The organism is Acetobacter orleanensis, from assembly GCF_001581005.1.
Taxonomy (GTDB): domain Bacteria; phylum Pseudomonadota; class Alphaproteobacteria; order Acetobacterales; family Acetobacteraceae; genus Acetobacter; species Acetobacter orleanensis.
On sequence record NZ_LHZV01000031.1, the window covers coordinates 1 to 15606 of the forward strand.

Annotated in this window: 11 protein-coding genes; 8 read left to right on the forward strand and 3 right to left on the reverse strand. The window is 59.0% G+C overall.

Annotated elements, in window-relative coordinates; genetic code table 11:
* The 3 genes from AD949_RS00665 to AD949_RS00675 all read right to left on the reverse strand — a co-directional run.
* On the reverse strand, nt 1-901 hold a 901-nt coding region (locus AD949_RS00665; protein WP_346186929.1), incomplete at its 3' end, for a TonB-dependent receptor plug domain-containing protein.
* 311 nt (nt 902-1212) lie between these two features.
* A complete protein-coding gene (locus AD949_RS00670) occupies nt 1213-2157 on the reverse strand; it encodes a 2-hydroxyacid dehydrogenase (protein WP_048835881.1) in 945 nt (314 codons plus the stop codon).
* 233 nt (nt 2158-2390) lie between these two features.
* Nucleotides 2391-4835 carry a membrane-bound PQQ-dependent dehydrogenase, glucose/quinate/shikimate family gene (locus AD949_RS00675; protein WP_048835882.1) on the reverse strand — a complete coding sequence of 815 codons (2445 nt, stop codon included), beginning with the start codon at nt 4833-4835 and terminating at the stop codon, nt 2391-2393.
* 294 nt (nt 4836-5129) lie between these two features.
* Between AD949_RS00675 and AD949_RS00680 the strand changes: the two genes are divergently transcribed.
* The 8 genes from AD949_RS00680 to AD949_RS14255 all read left to right on the forward strand — a co-directional run.
* Complete coding sequence (locus AD949_RS00680) at nt 5130-6068, forward strand: transporter (RefSeq protein WP_244463372.1); 939 nt, start codon at nt 5130-5132, stop codon at nt 6066-6068.
* 139 nt (nt 6069-6207) lie between these two features.
* The gene (locus tag AD949_RS00685) at nt 6208-8313 is read left to right on the forward strand and encodes a M13 family metallopeptidase (RefSeq protein ID WP_048835883.1); all 2106 of its coding nucleotides are present in this window, start codon (nt 6208-6210) and stop codon (nt 8311-8313) included.
* 425 nt (nt 8314-8738) lie between these two features.
* On the forward strand, nt 8739-9599 hold the full coding sequence (locus tag AD949_RS00690) for a gluconate 2-dehydrogenase subunit 3 family protein (RefSeq protein ID WP_244463377.1): 861 nt from the start codon (nt 8739-8741) through the stop codon (nt 9597-9599).
* Entirely contained in the window at nt 9592-11373 is a 1782-nt protein-coding gene (locus AD949_RS00695; protein ID WP_048835884.1) for a GMC family oxidoreductase, read from the forward strand. Before AD949_RS00690 ends, AD949_RS00695 begins: the two co-directional genes overlap by 8 nt.
* A gap of 167 nt (nt 11374-11540) precedes the next feature.
* Complete coding sequence (locus AD949_RS00700) at nt 11541-13181, forward strand: c-type cytochrome (protein ID WP_306308941.1); 1641 nt, start codon at nt 11541-11543, stop codon at nt 13179-13181.
* 143 nt (nt 13182-13324) lie between these two features.
* Nucleotides 13325-14479, forward strand: a complete 1155-nt coding sequence (locus tag AD949_RS00705; protein WP_048835885.1) for an energy transducer TonB — start codon at nt 13325-13327, stop codon at nt 14477-14479.
* Nucleotides 14480-14748: 269 nt separating this feature from the next.
* Nucleotides 14749-15357 carry a superoxide dismutase gene (locus AD949_RS00710; RefSeq protein WP_048835886.1) on the forward strand — a complete coding sequence of 203 codons (609 nt, stop codon included), beginning with the start codon at nt 14749-14751 and terminating at the stop codon, nt 15355-15357.
* A gap of 24 nt (nt 15358-15381) precedes the next feature.
* Nucleotides 15382-15606, forward strand: a 225-nt coding sequence (locus AD949_RS14255; protein WP_211259971.1) for a hypothetical protein, incomplete at its 3' end; no start/stop codon positions are given.

Here is a 15606-nt window from a genome sequence, read left to right on the forward strand (position 1 = left end):
TGTGTGCGTCCGGCTTCCAGCGTAATTTACCGCGCAGGGCCCACAGATCCGCATCCCCCAAATGGTCCCCGTTCAGCGGGTTGGTCTGCCAGCCGCCGCCATGCTGCGTCTGGCCGGCCAGACGGAAGCTGAGCCCCCGGGCCAGAGGCCCGGAAACATACGCCTCACTCCGGCTGCGGGCGTAGGACGCAATATCCTCCGTCGCGCCGAAATGCCAAACATCCGTCGGATCATTGGTGTGCAGATGCACCTCCCCGCCCGTGTCCGACTGTCCGTGTTCCGTGCCCACCGGACCGGGGGTAACACTGGCTCCGGCAAGGTCAAACATCATGCCGCTGGTCATGGAAGAATAGGGAAAGGCGACGTCATCCACGTAAGTCAGCACCGGACCCATATTGTTCTGCGTGAAGTCATTAAACCCCACCCCGCGCAGATAGAAATTGGTAGAGGCCGTGCCGTTGATGCTTTGAATCGTCAGATTCGGAGCCACCTTCTCCAGCCCGCGCAACGTCACCACGCCCCGCTCGATCAGCCGCTCCGCCGTAATACGCGTGGTGGCATCCGGGATATGCTGGGCTTCCTGATACGCAAAATCATGCCGATGCGCGCTGACATCCACCGCAGTTGCCTGCCGCGCCACCACGGGGCCGGGCTTTGCGCTGCCTGTATGCCGGGCCGGAAGAGCGGACCTCTTCCGTGCGGGAACTGCTACGGAAGACCCTGTGGGGCGCACCGCGGGGTGTATCGGGGGACGCATCGCCGGACGCGCCTGCACCCCGGTTGCCAGAGCCGGAGGCGCATCGGCCGCGACCGCAGGAGCCTCACCTACCTCGGCCTGTGCCGCCGCGCACCAGACAGGCACCATTCCCACCACGGTCAGCGCTGTGCCCAGCCTGCTCATGCGTCTGGTTGCATCTGCTTTAGAGCGAAAGACAGCTTTTTGACCGGCGTAAAAAATGAGACCATATCCTCTACAAAGCTGGCTCTCCATAAAACGGGCCATAAAATGGACCATAAATGGGGAAAACTGACCCGTTTCCCCCTGTCAGGCCATTTCAAGGGATGTCACGGGAGCCCGGCAGCTAGCATGCTGAAAAACCGCTCCCCTATGTACGGCAGCCCCGCTCTCTTGCAAGCTCGGAATGGAATTTCTCCCATATTTTCACCTGATAGTCACATATTTTAAGGTACCGCAGCCTGCCGGAATGGCTTCTAATAGCCCTTTGCCGGGTCATACCGCAGAGGCACATCCCGCCCCTGCTCCAGCGCCTGAATGACGGACGCCACATACTCCGCCCGCGCAGAGCGCGAGGCATCAGCCGCAGCATGCGGGGTCACCAACACACGCGGATGCGTCCATAAAAGCGAAGACGCAGGCAGAGGTTCCCTGTCAAACACATCCAGCACGGCAGCATGGAGCGTCCCGTCATCCAGCGCGCGTAGTAGATCCGCCTCAACAACCAGCGGGCCACGCCCCACATTGATAAACCCCGCAGGTTTGCGGAGTTGGGCTAGCATATCGTACGTCACCATCGCCCGCGTTTCCTGCGTTTCCGGCAACAGGCAGATCAGCGTGTCACAGGATTGCAAAAAGGGGATCAGCCCATCCGGGCCTGCGTAGCAGGTGACACCTTCCAGCGTTCTGGCATGGCGCGCCCAGCCGGAAACCTGAAAGCCCGTCCGGGCCAGCCGCATGGCAACAGGGCGGCCAAGACTGCCCAAACCCATCACCCCGATCCGCATGGAGTCAGACATCCGGGGCGGCGTGTCCTGACGCGCCCAGACCTTATCCTGCTGTCCCACACGCCAGACCGGAACATCCCGCAAAATGGAGAACACGGCCCACAGCACATAATCTTCCATCTGCTGCACCGGCTCTTCTCCCCCCATGCGGATAAGGGGCACAGCTTTCGGCCAGTCCGGGTCACGGGTAATATGGTCCACGCCCACAGCAGCACTCAGAATGGCCTTCAGATTGACCATTTCTGCCAACCGCCCCGGCTCCGGCTTCCACACCAGCGCGTACTCCACCTCAGAAGGTTTGAGCGCAGGATCCCCCCAGTCTCGCACCGTCAGGTCCGGCATGAGGTGGGCAAACAGAGCCTTCCATTCCGGCAGAGCCGCTGGCCCCCCGTTTTTAATGACCAGACACACCATTTCCGCACTTCCTCTCCCAACGCCCGCGGCGTTACACAGCCACGCGAATCCCACCCGACACGGTGGAGCAGGCCCGTCCGACCATGTGATTACAAAACGCCCCAATCACACCAGAACCAACCCGCCACATCCAATAAAAAAAGCCAGTTCCAACCTCAAAAAGGTCGAAACCGGCTTTTTCCGTCATCGCAAGAACCCGGCAGATTTTTCAAAAATCTACCGAGCCAGAGATGTTATTTTGCGCCCTCATCCAGCGCATAAGCGCGGATATAGTCGCCAGAGCGGGTGCCAAGCCCACCATGTCCGCCAGCGGCAATCAGCACATACTGCTTCCCGTTGACTTCATAGGACATGGGGGTTGCCTGACCACCAGCGGGCAGGCGGTCACGCCAGATTACTTTGCCCGTCGCAAGATCAATCCCGCGCAGATAGTCATCCGCCGTGGCGCCGATAAAGACCATCCCGCCCTTGGTCACAATGCTACCGCCAATGTTATACATGCCCGTGGGCAGCGGCAGGTTGGTGTGGGTGCGGAAAGGCCCGGTGTCCCGCGTGGTGCCAATCGGGTGCTGCCAGATGATTTTCTTTGTCACCAGGTCAATCGCCGTCATGGTGCCCCATACTGGCCCTTTGCAAGGGATTTGCAGCGGGTTCAGCCACGGGTTGGTGTAGGCCACATACGGAGTGCCATAGTCAGGGGAGATTGCCAGAGCATTGCCCTTGGGTGTGGGCTCATTGCCCTCACCGTTCCATTTGGGCAGAGCGCCGCTCTGTTCCAGCCCGGTGCGGTGGTCCAGCTTGATGCGGAACGGCAGATAGCTGGCGTTGGCAAGCAGAACCTTGCGCACAGGGTCAACCGTTGCACCCTGCCAGTCTACAATACCGTAGAAAGCCGGGTAAACAATGGTGGTTTTGCCAACATGCGGCGGCGTAAACTGCCCCTCATACGCAGACGATTTAAACTGGATACGGCAGATAAGCTGGTCCAGCAGCGTTGCTCCCCACATGTCCGTTTCTTTCAGATCCGGCGGAGTGAGAGAAGGCATGGCAACCGGGTACGGCTGGGTAGGAGACACATGGTCATCCGGTGCAACACCGGCTGTCGGAACCGGCTTTTCTTCAACCGGGTAACCCGGAACAGGCTGGCCAGTGCGACGGTCGAGCACAAAGAACTCGCCACGTTTGGTGGCCTGCACCAGTGCGGGAACGGTCTCACCATTCGGGCCGGGTAGATCAACCAGAGACGGACCAGCCGGAATGTCCATGTCCCACAGGTCGTGATGCACGGTCTGGAAGGTCCATTTCCGTTCACCGGTTTCAATATCCAGAGCGATGGTGGCGCTGGACGTTGCATCGTCAAACGGACGGCGTGAGCCACCCCAGTTGTCGGGCGGGGAGTTGCCGGTCGGGATATAGAGCAGGCCGAGTTCAGGGTCTGCCGTGTAAACACCCCATGCGTTGGGGGTATCACGCGTCAGTTCATCATTCGGGCCGGGCTTCCAGTTTTCCGGCGTATGGCCAGCATCCCATGCCCATGCGAGTTCACCTGTCAGCGGGTCAAACGCACGCACGGCACCGGAGGGTTCAAAGTTGGCCTGATTATCCATCACCCAGCCACCCAGCACCACGCGGTCTTTTACAACCAGCGGCGGCGAGGTGATGAAGTGGAAGCCAAGCGGCACATTGCCCAGATAGGTGCGCAGGGAAATGGACCCGTGATCCCCAAAATCATCACAGGGCTTGCCGGTTTCCGCATTCACGGCCACCAGACGCACGTCCGCCGTCGGGGAGAAAATCCGCTTCGGGCAAGAGGTCTGTGTGCCTTCAGGCGCCTTGTAGAAAGATACACCACGGCAGGCCAGATACACGTTTGCCGCAACATCCTTTTTGTCGGGATGCGGGTCATACGTCCATTTGATCTTACCCGTTGCGGCGTCCATCGCCACAATCCAGCTATGGGGCGTGCACATATACAGGGTGTCATCCACCTTGATGGGTGTCACCTCAAGGTTGAACTCGTGTCCCTGATCTGGGCCCGCCACGGCAGCTTCACCCACACGGGCGGTATCACCCGTCTGGGTCTGCCATGCCAGCTTTAGGTGGGATATGTTCTGCGGCGTAATCTGCCTCAGCGGAGAATAGCGGTCCCCATGCGCGGTGCGGCCATAATAGTGCCAGTCTGCATTGGCAATATTATTGTCCGTCTCGGCTGCGGGGTCTGTTGCTGCCATCCGCTCGGGAGAGAGGGTGCCGTTAATGGAGTAGGACGTAAAGCAGCTTGCCAGCAGCACAGCGCCCGTTACGGCAACACTACCCAGCAGGGGGGCTTTATCCGCCATCCAGCCTCGGCCCGTTGCCCAGACAGCCGGCACCAGAAGCCAGACGCCAAACACCAGAAAGGTGAGAAGACGGACTTCAAGCCCCCAGATATCCAACCCCGTCTCGGCCAGCGCCCAGACAAGAGTCACCAGCATAAGGCCAGCATAAACCAGCGATGCAGCTTTCGGGCGCACAACACCCAGAATGCCCGTTACTATCAGGACAACACCGGCCAACAGGTAGAACAGCGACCCGCCAAGGAACGCAAGCTGCCCCCCGGCAATGGCGAGGTACAGCCCCACCAGCGCCAGCGCCACACCCGTTATAAGCCCTAATGACCTCGATAAGGTCGGCTTCATTTTTACCTCTCAGTTTTCAGGAACAACCATCAAATTTTTACCAAATTTTTTGTAATAGTCTGGCCGTTTCCCTTCCAATTTTCGTCTAAACGTCTCTTGCTACTGATCATTTATTCAGACAAGTCCTAAATAACATCTATGTGAAATATAAAACTATCACAGGTTTGTTACATACGGACTTCCACAAACATCTTCATGAATGCGTTTGTCAGGACACGACGCTGGCCATGAGGCACGGGCTGCGGCGTGTAGATCCCTTTACAACCTTTGCCATCTTAAAGTGCCTTCCCGACCATGGTTCGTTCTTGTCGCCGCCCCTTTATCAGCCCTTCAACCCTTCTGAAAAGCCTGTATTTTATGGATATTTTTTATATTCGCCGTGCAGCCTTGACAGTTTTTCTCACAGCCATAGCGAGTGTTACTACCGCACAGGCGGCTGATGTCCCTCTGGCCATCATCGGGCCGCATGAATACGATCTTCCAGTTGATTTCAAGCCTTTTAACGTTCTGGTGCAGTATGGGGACGGCAATGCAGCCGGACTAAGTTACAACAGCTTGGGTCAGCGTAAGCCAGAAGGCGGCAGCCACACATGGGCTGGAATGACAAAATACGTGCATTTCAGGAGCTTTGACGCCATTCCCCACGTCGGCTTTGCGTTTGAGGTCATTCAGACTGAATCCTACGTACTAGCACACGGCACCAATTACGGCGGCCTTGGCGGCACCATCAGCGGTCCGGCTGTCTGGTTTAAACCAAACAAGAACAGCACCTTTGGTATCCAGACATTTTTACAAACACCAAGTGGCACACGGGAGTCACTCGCCACGCATTACTGGTCCAATCTCTCCAGCTTTATGTTTGACTATGAATGGAAGCATTTCAGCTTTGATGGAGACGTTGGAGCCATTGTCAGCATGACAAAACATCTGGATGGGCAACATAGTTACAAACCGGGCACCACATTCCACAGCAATCTGCGTTTTAGCTGGAAAGCCCATCGCGTGGTGGAACCGTTTCTGGCGTTTGACTGGCAAAATACCGCGGCCACGCGAGACCGCACCGTGCAGAACTGGATTGATAACTCCAGCAGCCGGGAAGTCGCCATGGGGGGCGGTGTCATGTTTACGCTCACCAAAAGCATCAGCCTGACCACCCGCTACTCCCATAGCGTGGAAGGCCGGAACACGCCGGAAACCAATGCCTATTATATGAAGTTCGTCTATCTCTGGTAGAAAAAAGGGAACACCCCACGCATGGGGTAGGCAGCCCCGACACAACATGCTTTTATCCGCATACCGGAACAGTTTGTTCCACAAACATGACGGGGGAGAGTTGATGCTCAAACCTCCGGCCAGAAGATAGGAAGAGATCATGACAGTTCGCCGTCATGCCAAAATGTCTCGTCGCGTGGCTCTGCTGCTGTCCGCAGGACTTGGCCTGAGCAGCGTTGCAGGCGTTGCCCGCGCGGAGAACACCCCGCAGGCTGCCGCAGCCCCCACAGCTGTGCCGCAGGCGTCCTTCGGCACATGGGGTGTGGACCTTGCCGGTCGTGACACCGCAGAAAAGCCGGGCAACAACTTCTTCAAATATGCCAACGGCACCTATCTGGACCATCTGACCATTCCGTCAGACATGACCAGCTATGGCCCCTTCAACGCTCTGGCTGAACTCTCCCGCTCCCGCGTGCAGAGCATCCTGAATGACCTCTCCGCTCATCCGGTCAAACACCCCACGAGCATTGAGGAAAAGCTGGGCACGTATTACGCGTCTTTCATGGATGAAAAATCCATTGAAAAACACGGCATAAAACCCATGAAGGATGATCTGGAAACCATCCAGAAAATGCGGGACGCCAAAGCGTTCGCCACGCTGTCCGGCATGGCTTCACGCAACTTCATGACCTCCCCGTTCTCGCTTGGTATCAATCCGGACGCCAAGGACCCGACCCACTACGCACTGGGCGTGGATCAGTCCGGGCTGGGCCTGCCGGACCGTGACTATTACCTAAAGCCGGAATTTGCCGCCAAGCGTGAAGCCTATCAGGCTTACATTACGCAGGCGCTCACACTCATCAAATGGCCGCAACCGGCTGTTGCCGCCGCCGCGATTGTGGCGTTTGAAACAAAGCTGGCCAACGTCCACTGGGCCCGGGCTGACCTGCGTGACCCGCAGAAAACCTACAACCCCATGACAGTCGCTGCACTCTCCAAAGTCGCCCCCGGTTTTGACTGGATGGCGTGGCTGACCGCCGCTGGCCTACCCGCGGAAGGGCTTGAAAACCGCACCGTAATTGTCGGGGAACCCTCCGCCATCACGGGTGAAGCCGCCATTCTCGGTTCCGCTGATATTGGTCTGCTTCAGGCGTGGCAGGCGTTCCATACGGTAGAAAACGCCTCCACCTACCTGCCGGATGCCTTCGTACAGGCCCGCTTTACCTTCAATAAGGCTCTTTCCGGCCAGCCCGCTCTGCCCGTCCGCTGGAAGCGCGGTGTGCAGGCCACAAGCGGTGCTATGGGCATGGCTCTGGGCAAGGTTTATGTAGAACGCTACTTCCCCGCAGAAAACCGCACCGCCATGCAGAAGCTGACGGGCGACCTGAAGGACGCCTTCCGCATCCGCCTCCAGCACAACACATGGATGAGCAAGGAAACGCGAGAAGCCGCACTGCGTAAACTTGAAAACTTTGAAGTGCAGGTCGGCTACCCCAACGAATGGCGCGACTATTCCAGCCTGAACGTGACCAAGGGTGACGTGTATGGCAACGCCAAGAACGGCGTAGCGTTTGAATGGGATTACTGGCTGGCCCGTCTGGACAAGCCGGTTAACCGGAACGAATGGGACATGACACCCCAGACGGTGAACGCCTACAACAACCCGCTGTTTGATCAGGTTGTGTTCCCCGCAGCCATCCTTCAGCCGCCGTTCTTCAACCCGCAGGCCGACGCTGCTGTGAACTATGGGGCCATCGGGGGCGTGATTGGTCATGAAATGACCCACTCCTTTGATGATGAAGGCCGCCAGTTTGACGAACATGGCCGCCTGCGTGACTGGTGGACCAAGGCCGACGCTGCTCGCTTCCAGAAGCTGGCTGACCGCCTTGGCGCGCAGTATGATGCGTTTGAGGTCCTGCCGGGCGTGCACGTCAACGGCAAGCTGACCATGGGTGAAAATATTGCCGACCTCGGTGGCCTGACACTGGCTCTGGATGCGTATCACGCCTCTCTGAACGGTCAGCCCGCTCCGGTGATTGATGGCCTGACAGGGGACCAGCGCGTGTTCCTCGGCTGGGCGCAGGTCTGGCGCGAAAAACTGCGTGATGACACGATCAAGAACCTGATCGTGACGGACCCGCACTCCCCGCCGCAGGCGCGTGTGAACATTCCGATGCATAACATTGATACCTGGTACAAAGCATGGAACATCAAACCCGGTGATGCCCTGTATCTAACACCCAAGCAGCGCGTAAAAATCTGGTAATAAACCAGCTTTTAAGCACAAGTGAAAAAAGGGGGCGGCACCTTACGGGGCCGCTCTTTTTTTATGCCCGCCCTCTGGCGGCCGCATCGTAGACCAGTTGCTCACAACCCCACACCACTGTCTGGGTTTCCGCAGTGCCATGCCATCTGCCCCACTGCTCCTCACCCCAAAACATCCCGTCAGCCCGGTCAAAATCGCTGCGCCCACCGTTTTTTGAAGCGCTTTGCGCCTCCTTGCCCTGCGGTCAATTCCCTATCTGGAAAGGCCATTCCTCTGCCTTCTGGCGCACAAGATGTCGCCTGTAACCTTGTTTCCCTGCCTTGGGTCCGCTAACCATAAGGAGAGAACGGTCGCGCAACAGAGCCGCTGAAGCGGGACCGGGGACCGCCTGTGGTCATCCCCCGTCCACGGAAACACGCTTGCCGATGCCTGACATGCCGCACCGCCCTCATTCCGCTGCCCAGCAGATGCCCGACGCTCCAACCCCGCCTGCTCGTTCCCCGGCCACCTTAACCGCCCCTGCATCAGCCCCGACCGCAACCCGGCGACGCGTTGTGCAAGGCCTCGGCACCGGGGCCGCCGCTCTGGCTTTGAGTCAGGCAGCAACCGCCCCTTCCGCGCAGGCTGCCTCGACACAAAACACCCTCGGCACACAGCCGCCCGCTCCCCCAGACGCTGCCGGTGCCCCCCACGGCCCACGCTTTTTCAGTCCAGCGGAATTTGCCTTTCTGAGAGCTGCGTGTGAGCGGATTTTCCCCACAGATGCCCTCAGTCCGGGTGCCATAGCTCTTGGCGTGCCCGAATTTATTGACGGACAGATGGACACCCCATGGGGCCGAGGGGAACTCTGGTACATGCAAGGCCCACATCGGCCGGATGCCGCCGACAATCTGGGCTATCAACTCCCCTACAGCCCACAGCAGATTTACAAAATCGGCTTATCCGGCGTGATAACATGGGTGCAGCAGACGCATCAGGCCGCGTTTGAAACACTTCCGCCAGAAACACAGGACACTGTGCTGAGAGCACTCGAACACAACGCCACACAGTTTGACGGCCACCCCGTTTCGCTGCCCGCCAAGACGTTTTTCGAGCAACTCCGCGCCGACACGATTGAAGGCGCTTTTTCTGACCCGATCCACGGCGGTAACCGGCACATGGCAGGCTGGCTCATAATGGGCTTCCCCGGCGCGCGGGGGGACTACATGGACTGGGTGGACCGGTATGACACCCCCTATCCTTACGGCCCCGTTTCCATTTCCGGAGAGAGTGCTGAGCATGGCTGAAAAAACGCTTCCGCCCGTGGATGTTGTGGTGGTTGGCAGCGGTTGGGCTGGCAGCATCATGGCCAAAGAACTGTGCGAGGCCGGACTCTCCGTTGTCATGCTGGAACGCGGCGGTCGCCGCTCCACGGCACGGGATGGCGCCTATCCATCCTCGCTGGATGAGCTGGAAGGGGCTGTGCGTTACAAGCTTTTTCAGAATCCCGCGCAAACTACCGTGACAGTTCGCAACCGGATAGATCAGGAAGCCGTGCCGTATCGTCGGCTGGCGGCGTTTCTACCCGGTGCCGGGGTTGGCGGGGCTGGGCTACACTGGACCGGGGTGCACTTCCGTGCCCCACCGCAGGACCTCCGGCTACGCAGCCGTATTACGGAACGCTATGGCCGTAACTTTATCCCCGAAGGCATGAACCTTCAGGATTACGGCGTGACGTATGAAGAGTTAGAACCGTTTTTTGACCGTGCGGAAAAAGTCTTCGGCACATCGGGGGAAGCCTATACCATTAAAGGAAAAAAGACTGGCACAGGCAATGTTTTTGCGCCTGATCGCTCTGATAATTTCCCTCTTCCGGCCTTGCGGGATGTCTATACCGCGCATCTGTTCCGCCATGCCGCGGCCGAAGCCGGTTACCACCCCTACGCCATGCCCGCCGCCAATGCCTCCCAACCTTATACAAACCCGTATGGCACGCAGATGGGGCCATGTAATTTCTGTGGCTATTGCAGCGATTATGCCTGCTATATGTACGCCAAGGCCTCCCCCAACGTGAACATCATGCCCGCCCTGCGCAGGCATGAAAACTTCACACTCCGCAGCAACGCCCATGTGCTAAAAGTGTTGCTGGATTCCACCGGCAAAAAAGCCACAGGCGTGGTCTATCAGGACGCCGAGGGCAACCACATCACCCAGCCTGCCGGGTTAGTCATTCTGGCCGCTTTCCAGTTCCATAACGTGCACCTCATGCTGCTGTCCGGTATTGGAAAAGCGTATGATCCTGTCGCCAACACTGGCACAGTGGGGCGGAACTTTACCTATCAGAACATCACCAACAGCACCGTCTGGATGCCGCCCACCCGCAGCACGGACCAGTTTATCGGCTCCGCTGGGGGTGTTGCGATTGATGATTTCAACAGCGACAATTTTGACCACGGCCCTCTCGGCTTTATTGGTGGCTCTCCGCTCTGGGTCAATCAGGCCGGGGTGAAGCCCATTGCCGGAGCCAAAGCCAACATACCGGGTGTGCCCCGGTGGGGGAGTGCGTGGAAAAAGGCCGCCGTCGAAACCTACCGCCATTCCTTCACCATCAATGCGCAGGGCTCCAACATGGCCTATCGCGATGTGTATCTGGACCTAGACCCCACATGGCGCACCAGCTACGGCCAGCCCATGCTGCGCATGACGTTTGACTGGAAAGAAAACGACATCCGCATGAACCGTTATGTCATCGGGCAGCTTGCCAATGTGGTCAAAGCTCTTGGCGCGCAGGATGCACATTACGGCATGCGTGAGCCCGGCAAACCGTTTGACGTGCGAGAGTATCAGACAACGCATCTTTGTGGCGGTGCCGTGATGGGGGAGGACCCAAAAACCTCCGCCCTCAACCGCTATCTGCAAAGCTGGGACGTGTCCAACGTGTTTGTAGTCGGGGCCAACGCCTTTCCCCAAGGCATGGGCTACAACCCAACCGGACTGGTGGCGGCACTGGCCTACTGGTCCGCGCACCATATCCGCACCCAATGGCTAAAGGGCAATGGCGGCCCACTGGTGGCACTATGAGAACGCCCGCAAACGCGCCCAGCACCCCCCACATGCGGCCCTACACAGGGCATGTTCAAAAGACGCAACGCGCACAAAAATCTGATAAAATTCCATTCAACAGAAGGGTTTTTCTGACCTCTCCGCTCTGCGGCCTTCTCCTCTTCACCAGCCTGACCACGCCGCTTTTGACGATCCCTGTTCTGGCTATCCCTGGTCTGGCGACACTGGCTCTGGCGACACAGACTCTGACCACCCCAGCTCTGGCCGCAGAAACGCAAGGTGCGCACTCAGGCTCATCCGCCACGTCCTCCCTCCCTGTTCCCGCACCCCCGGTGATACCATCGGCCTCACCCGCTGCATCCTCAGGCACCAGCCCGGCGAACACGCTGTCCGCGCCGACCGCGTTACCATCTCCCGCACCCGAGATTACGCAGCACCCGTCCACAGCAATCACTCCTTCCGTCAGCACAGACAGCGCCACACACACTCTGATCGCCAAAGGCCGCTATGTGGCCGCCGCGGCGGATTGCGCGGCCTGCCACAGTATGCCCGGTGCCGCGCCCTATTCCGGGGGGTATGCCTTCCAGCTTCCCATCGGCACGCTATATTCCTCCAACATTACGCCGGACAAAACCCACGGCATTGGCAACTGGACTGAAGCGCAATTTATGCGCGCCATTCGGGAAGGTGTGCGGCCTGATGGGGCCTCTCTTTACCCCGCCATGCCGTTCCCCTCCTATGCCCGCATGACAGATGCGGACCTGCATGCGCTTTACGCCTACTTCATGCAGGATGTGCGGCCGGTGCCACGGGCGGTGCGGCCCAACGCCATTCCATGGCCGCTCTCCATGCGTTTCCCGCTTACCGTGTGGCGATGGTTTTTTGCCCCCTCACCGCACGCTGCACGCAAATCGGCTGAACGCCTCTTTGCCTCGCCGCAACTGGCGCGGGGCGCCTATCTGGTGGAAGGCCCCGGCCATTGCGGTGCCTGCCACACCAAACGCGGCCTAGCGATGCAGGAAACGGCCCTGACCGCAGAGGATGGCCCGCACTATCTGGCGGGCGGCGCGCCGGTAGATGGCTGGACCCCACCCTCGCTACGCGGTGAGCCGCGCACAGGACTAGGCGCGTGGAGTGAGGCAGACCTCATTGCTTTCCTGCGCACTGGCCGGAACCTGCACGGCAGCAGCTTCGGCAACATGGACACCGCCGTGCATCACGGCACACAATATCTGACGGATAATGACCTGACCGCCATGGCGGCCTACCTGAAAAGCCTGCCCCCCGCCGATGAAACACAGTCGCTCTGGCAGCCAGACCTCACTGCAACCCATGCCCTGCAAGCAGGCGGCAGGCTGACACCGGGCCAACAACTCTATCTGGATAATTGCGCTGCCTGCCACCGTAGCAGTGGCGCGGGTTATGCCCCGGCCTTCCCGCCATTAGCTGGTAACCCAGTGGTGCAGAGCAGCACACCAGACTCTCTGATTCACATCGTCCTGACCGGCGCGACCCTCCACGGTACGGCCTCGGCCCCCTCCGCTTTTACCATGCCGGGCTTTGGCAACCGGCTGAGCAATACGCAGGTGGCAACGGTTGTCACTTTTATCCGGCAAGCGTGGGGGAATAACGGCTCAGCCGTACAGGCGGCAGACGTCAAACGCCTGCGTAACGAGATTACGCCCTCCACCATGCAGAGCGCCCCGCCCACACCCATGGAACCTGCCCCGCCGCAGCCCAACGATATCCCCAAGCCTCCAGACGCATCGGAACACCCGGCACCTCAACCCGCCGCCTCCACTCCTGCATCTACTGACAACAGATGATGCATTACACAACGCCGCGCAGCCTGCTATGTAAGGGGGTGTGTCGGATTCAGGGTGGCAACAATGCAGAAGCAATGGCAAAATAGCCGCTTCAACCGGTCAGCCTCTGGCGCGGTTTTTGCGGAGGAGAGATCCGGCACTTCATGACGGCGAAGCCCAGCCCTTCTTCGCGCAGGCGGGATGGTGTGGAACCACGGCTGGTTCCGCCTTCCCCCTCCGACCCTGCACGTCCTACCGCGCCGCCGCCTGCCCCGCAGGATGGTGAACGCGAGCGGCTGCTCGCCTCCCCCACTCCCGTCGCTCGTCCGGCCACCGGCTATCGCCGCGTAAAAGGGACAGCGACCCCCCTCATCCGCCGGGAACTCTACGCGGAGCCGACAATCGGCCCGGTGCTGACGGCCTCCGCCCTCGCCCATTTTCTGCTGCTTGGCGCGCTCTTGTGGCAGGCAGCGCACCATGCCTCTCACGGCACGCCCAATGGGCAGCAGCCCTCGCCAGTGGAAATGGTGTTCGCGCAACCAGAATCCACCAGCGGCATGGTTGGCCCACATTCGGATGAAGCCGGAGGCGGCAATTCCGGCAAAGCCCCGAGCAAAGCCGGACAGGCCGAACCAACACCAGCCGAAGGGCCACCGTCACCCACCGTACCGTCTGAAGAAACACCGGCTACCCCGCCGCTGCCAGAGGCGGCGGATGGGCTGGCCAAGTCCGTGCCGCAACCGCCCAAGCCGGTTAAAACCGCGCATCCGCCGTCTGGCCACAAGCCGCAGGCCCATGCTGTGCCGCGCCCCACGCAGCACGCCCGCCCCACACAAAACCCCAACCATCGTGCGGCGTCTCCCTTTGATAACCCGATGGACCTCTCCTTCAACGAGGCTCCAGCCCCGCGCCGCTCTCGCCATGGCAGACCGGGCGGTTCCGGCGGCCCAATTGACCTTTCCGTTGGCCCGGTGGTGGAAAACGGCCAGATTAACGCACACTACACCTCTCGTGCGTCCGTGCGCGGTGTAAGCGATGACTATGGTGAGCAGATTAATGAATGGATCCAGCGCCATATGTACTACCCGGAAGAAGCGGCGCGGAACGGGGAGGAAGGTAGTTCCTCCGTGCATGTCGTGCTGGACCGCACGGGCCGCGTAAAATCCGTGTATCAGACGGGCTCTGCCGGATCCTACTATCTGGATGCCGCCACTTCCGGCATGTTCCGTGGCTCTCAACTGCCGCCGGTCCCGCCGGACATGAAGGGCAACCACTTCGATATTGATCTGACGATCAACTATATTCTCATCCGGCGCTAAGCAGGTAGGTATCACGCGGACATGCAAGTTTGATCGTACCTTATTTTATAGCATATTGCATATCAGAGAGCGTAAGCTATAAATCCTTTCGGGATTATTGCGGGCCGCACAGACCCACGCCCTATTTTGCAACAGATGATCATTTCAGACTGACTTAAAAAATTCTGTGCTGTGTCCTGTATGAAAGCTGCTTTTCCTACAGTTTTCCGTTTTTACAGGCCACATTGTTCTGTCTGAAAAGTCGTCCTGACACTCAGGGATCAGACGCCATGTTTACGCTGCCTGAACTACCTTACGCTTTGGATGCCCTCGCTCCCGTTATGTCGCGCGAGACGCTGGAATACCACCACGGCAAACACCACAAAGCCTATGTCGACAAACTGAATGAACTGACAGCCAGCGGCCCGTTCCATGGGCTGGATCTGGAAACCCTTATCCGCAAAACAGCGGGGGATGCCGAACACCGTGTGCTGTTCAATCAGGCGGGCCAGCATTGGAACCACTCCTTTTTCTGGCTGAGCATGAAGCCCAACGGCGGCGGCGCCATGCCCGCAGCGCTAGAAGGCCAAATTATTAAAGACTTCGGCTCTATTGCAAAATTCCGGGAAGACTTCAAAGCGGCCTGCGTTTCTCAGTTTGGCAGCGGTTGGGGCTGGTTGGCCTATGATGGCGAAAAGCTGATCATTTCCAAAACCGCCAATGCAGATACCCCGCTCACACATGGGCACACCGCTCTGTTGACCTGTGATGTTTGGGAACACGCCTACTATATTGACTACCGCAACATGCGCCCAAAATATGTTGAGGCGTTTCTGGACACTCTGGTTGACTGGGACCGCGTTGCGGACCTGCTGACACAGGCCCGCAAAAAATCCTGAGAACAACTGTGAAAAAGGCGTCTCATGCAGACGCCTTTTTTAGAAAATTTGCATCATGAAAGCGCGCAGGCAGTCCCTTACACACCACCTGCCATCATCTGCGTTTCTGTGCAGGCCCCGCCTTATTCGTCTTTCAACCGCCCCGCGACCTTGTGCTTTCTTCTCACGACCCGGCCGCAGCGTGCTTACTTTGCCCCACCCACTACCCATCTTTGCTCTGCTCTGCTCTGCTCTGCTCTGCTCTGCTCT

Excerpts from the sequence above, each read along its gene's own strand:
- AD949_RS00670 (WP_048835881.1), bottom strand. The coding sequence starts at position 2,157 with ATGGTGTGTCTGGTCATTAAAAACGGGGGGCCAGCGGCTCTGCCGGAA.
- AD949_RS00675 (WP_048835882.1), bottom strand. The coding sequence starts at position 4,835 with ATGAAGCCGACCTTATCGAGGTCATTAGGGCTTATAACGGGTGTGGCG.
- AD949_RS00680 (WP_244463372.1), top strand. The coding sequence starts at position 5,130 with ATGGTTCGTTCTTGTCGCCGCCCCTTTATCAGCCCTTCAACCCTTCTG.
- AD949_RS00685 (WP_048835883.1), top strand. The coding sequence starts at position 6,208 with ATGACAGTTCGCCGTCATGCCAAAATGTCTCGTCGCGTGGCTCTGCTG.
- AD949_RS00690 (WP_244463377.1), top strand. The coding sequence starts at position 8,739 with ATGCCTGACATGCCGCACCGCCCTCATTCCGCTGCCCAGCAGATGCCC.
- AD949_RS00695 (WP_048835884.1), top strand. The coding sequence starts at position 9,592 with ATGGCTGAAAAAACGCTTCCGCCCGTGGATGTTGTGGTGGTTGGCAGC.
- AD949_RS00705 (WP_048835885.1), top strand. The coding sequence starts at position 13,325 with ATGACGGCGAAGCCCAGCCCTTCTTCGCGCAGGCGGGATGGTGTGGAA.
- AD949_RS00710 (WP_048835886.1), top strand. The coding sequence starts at position 14,749 with ATGTTTACGCTGCCTGAACTACCTTACGCTTTGGATGCCCTCGCTCCC.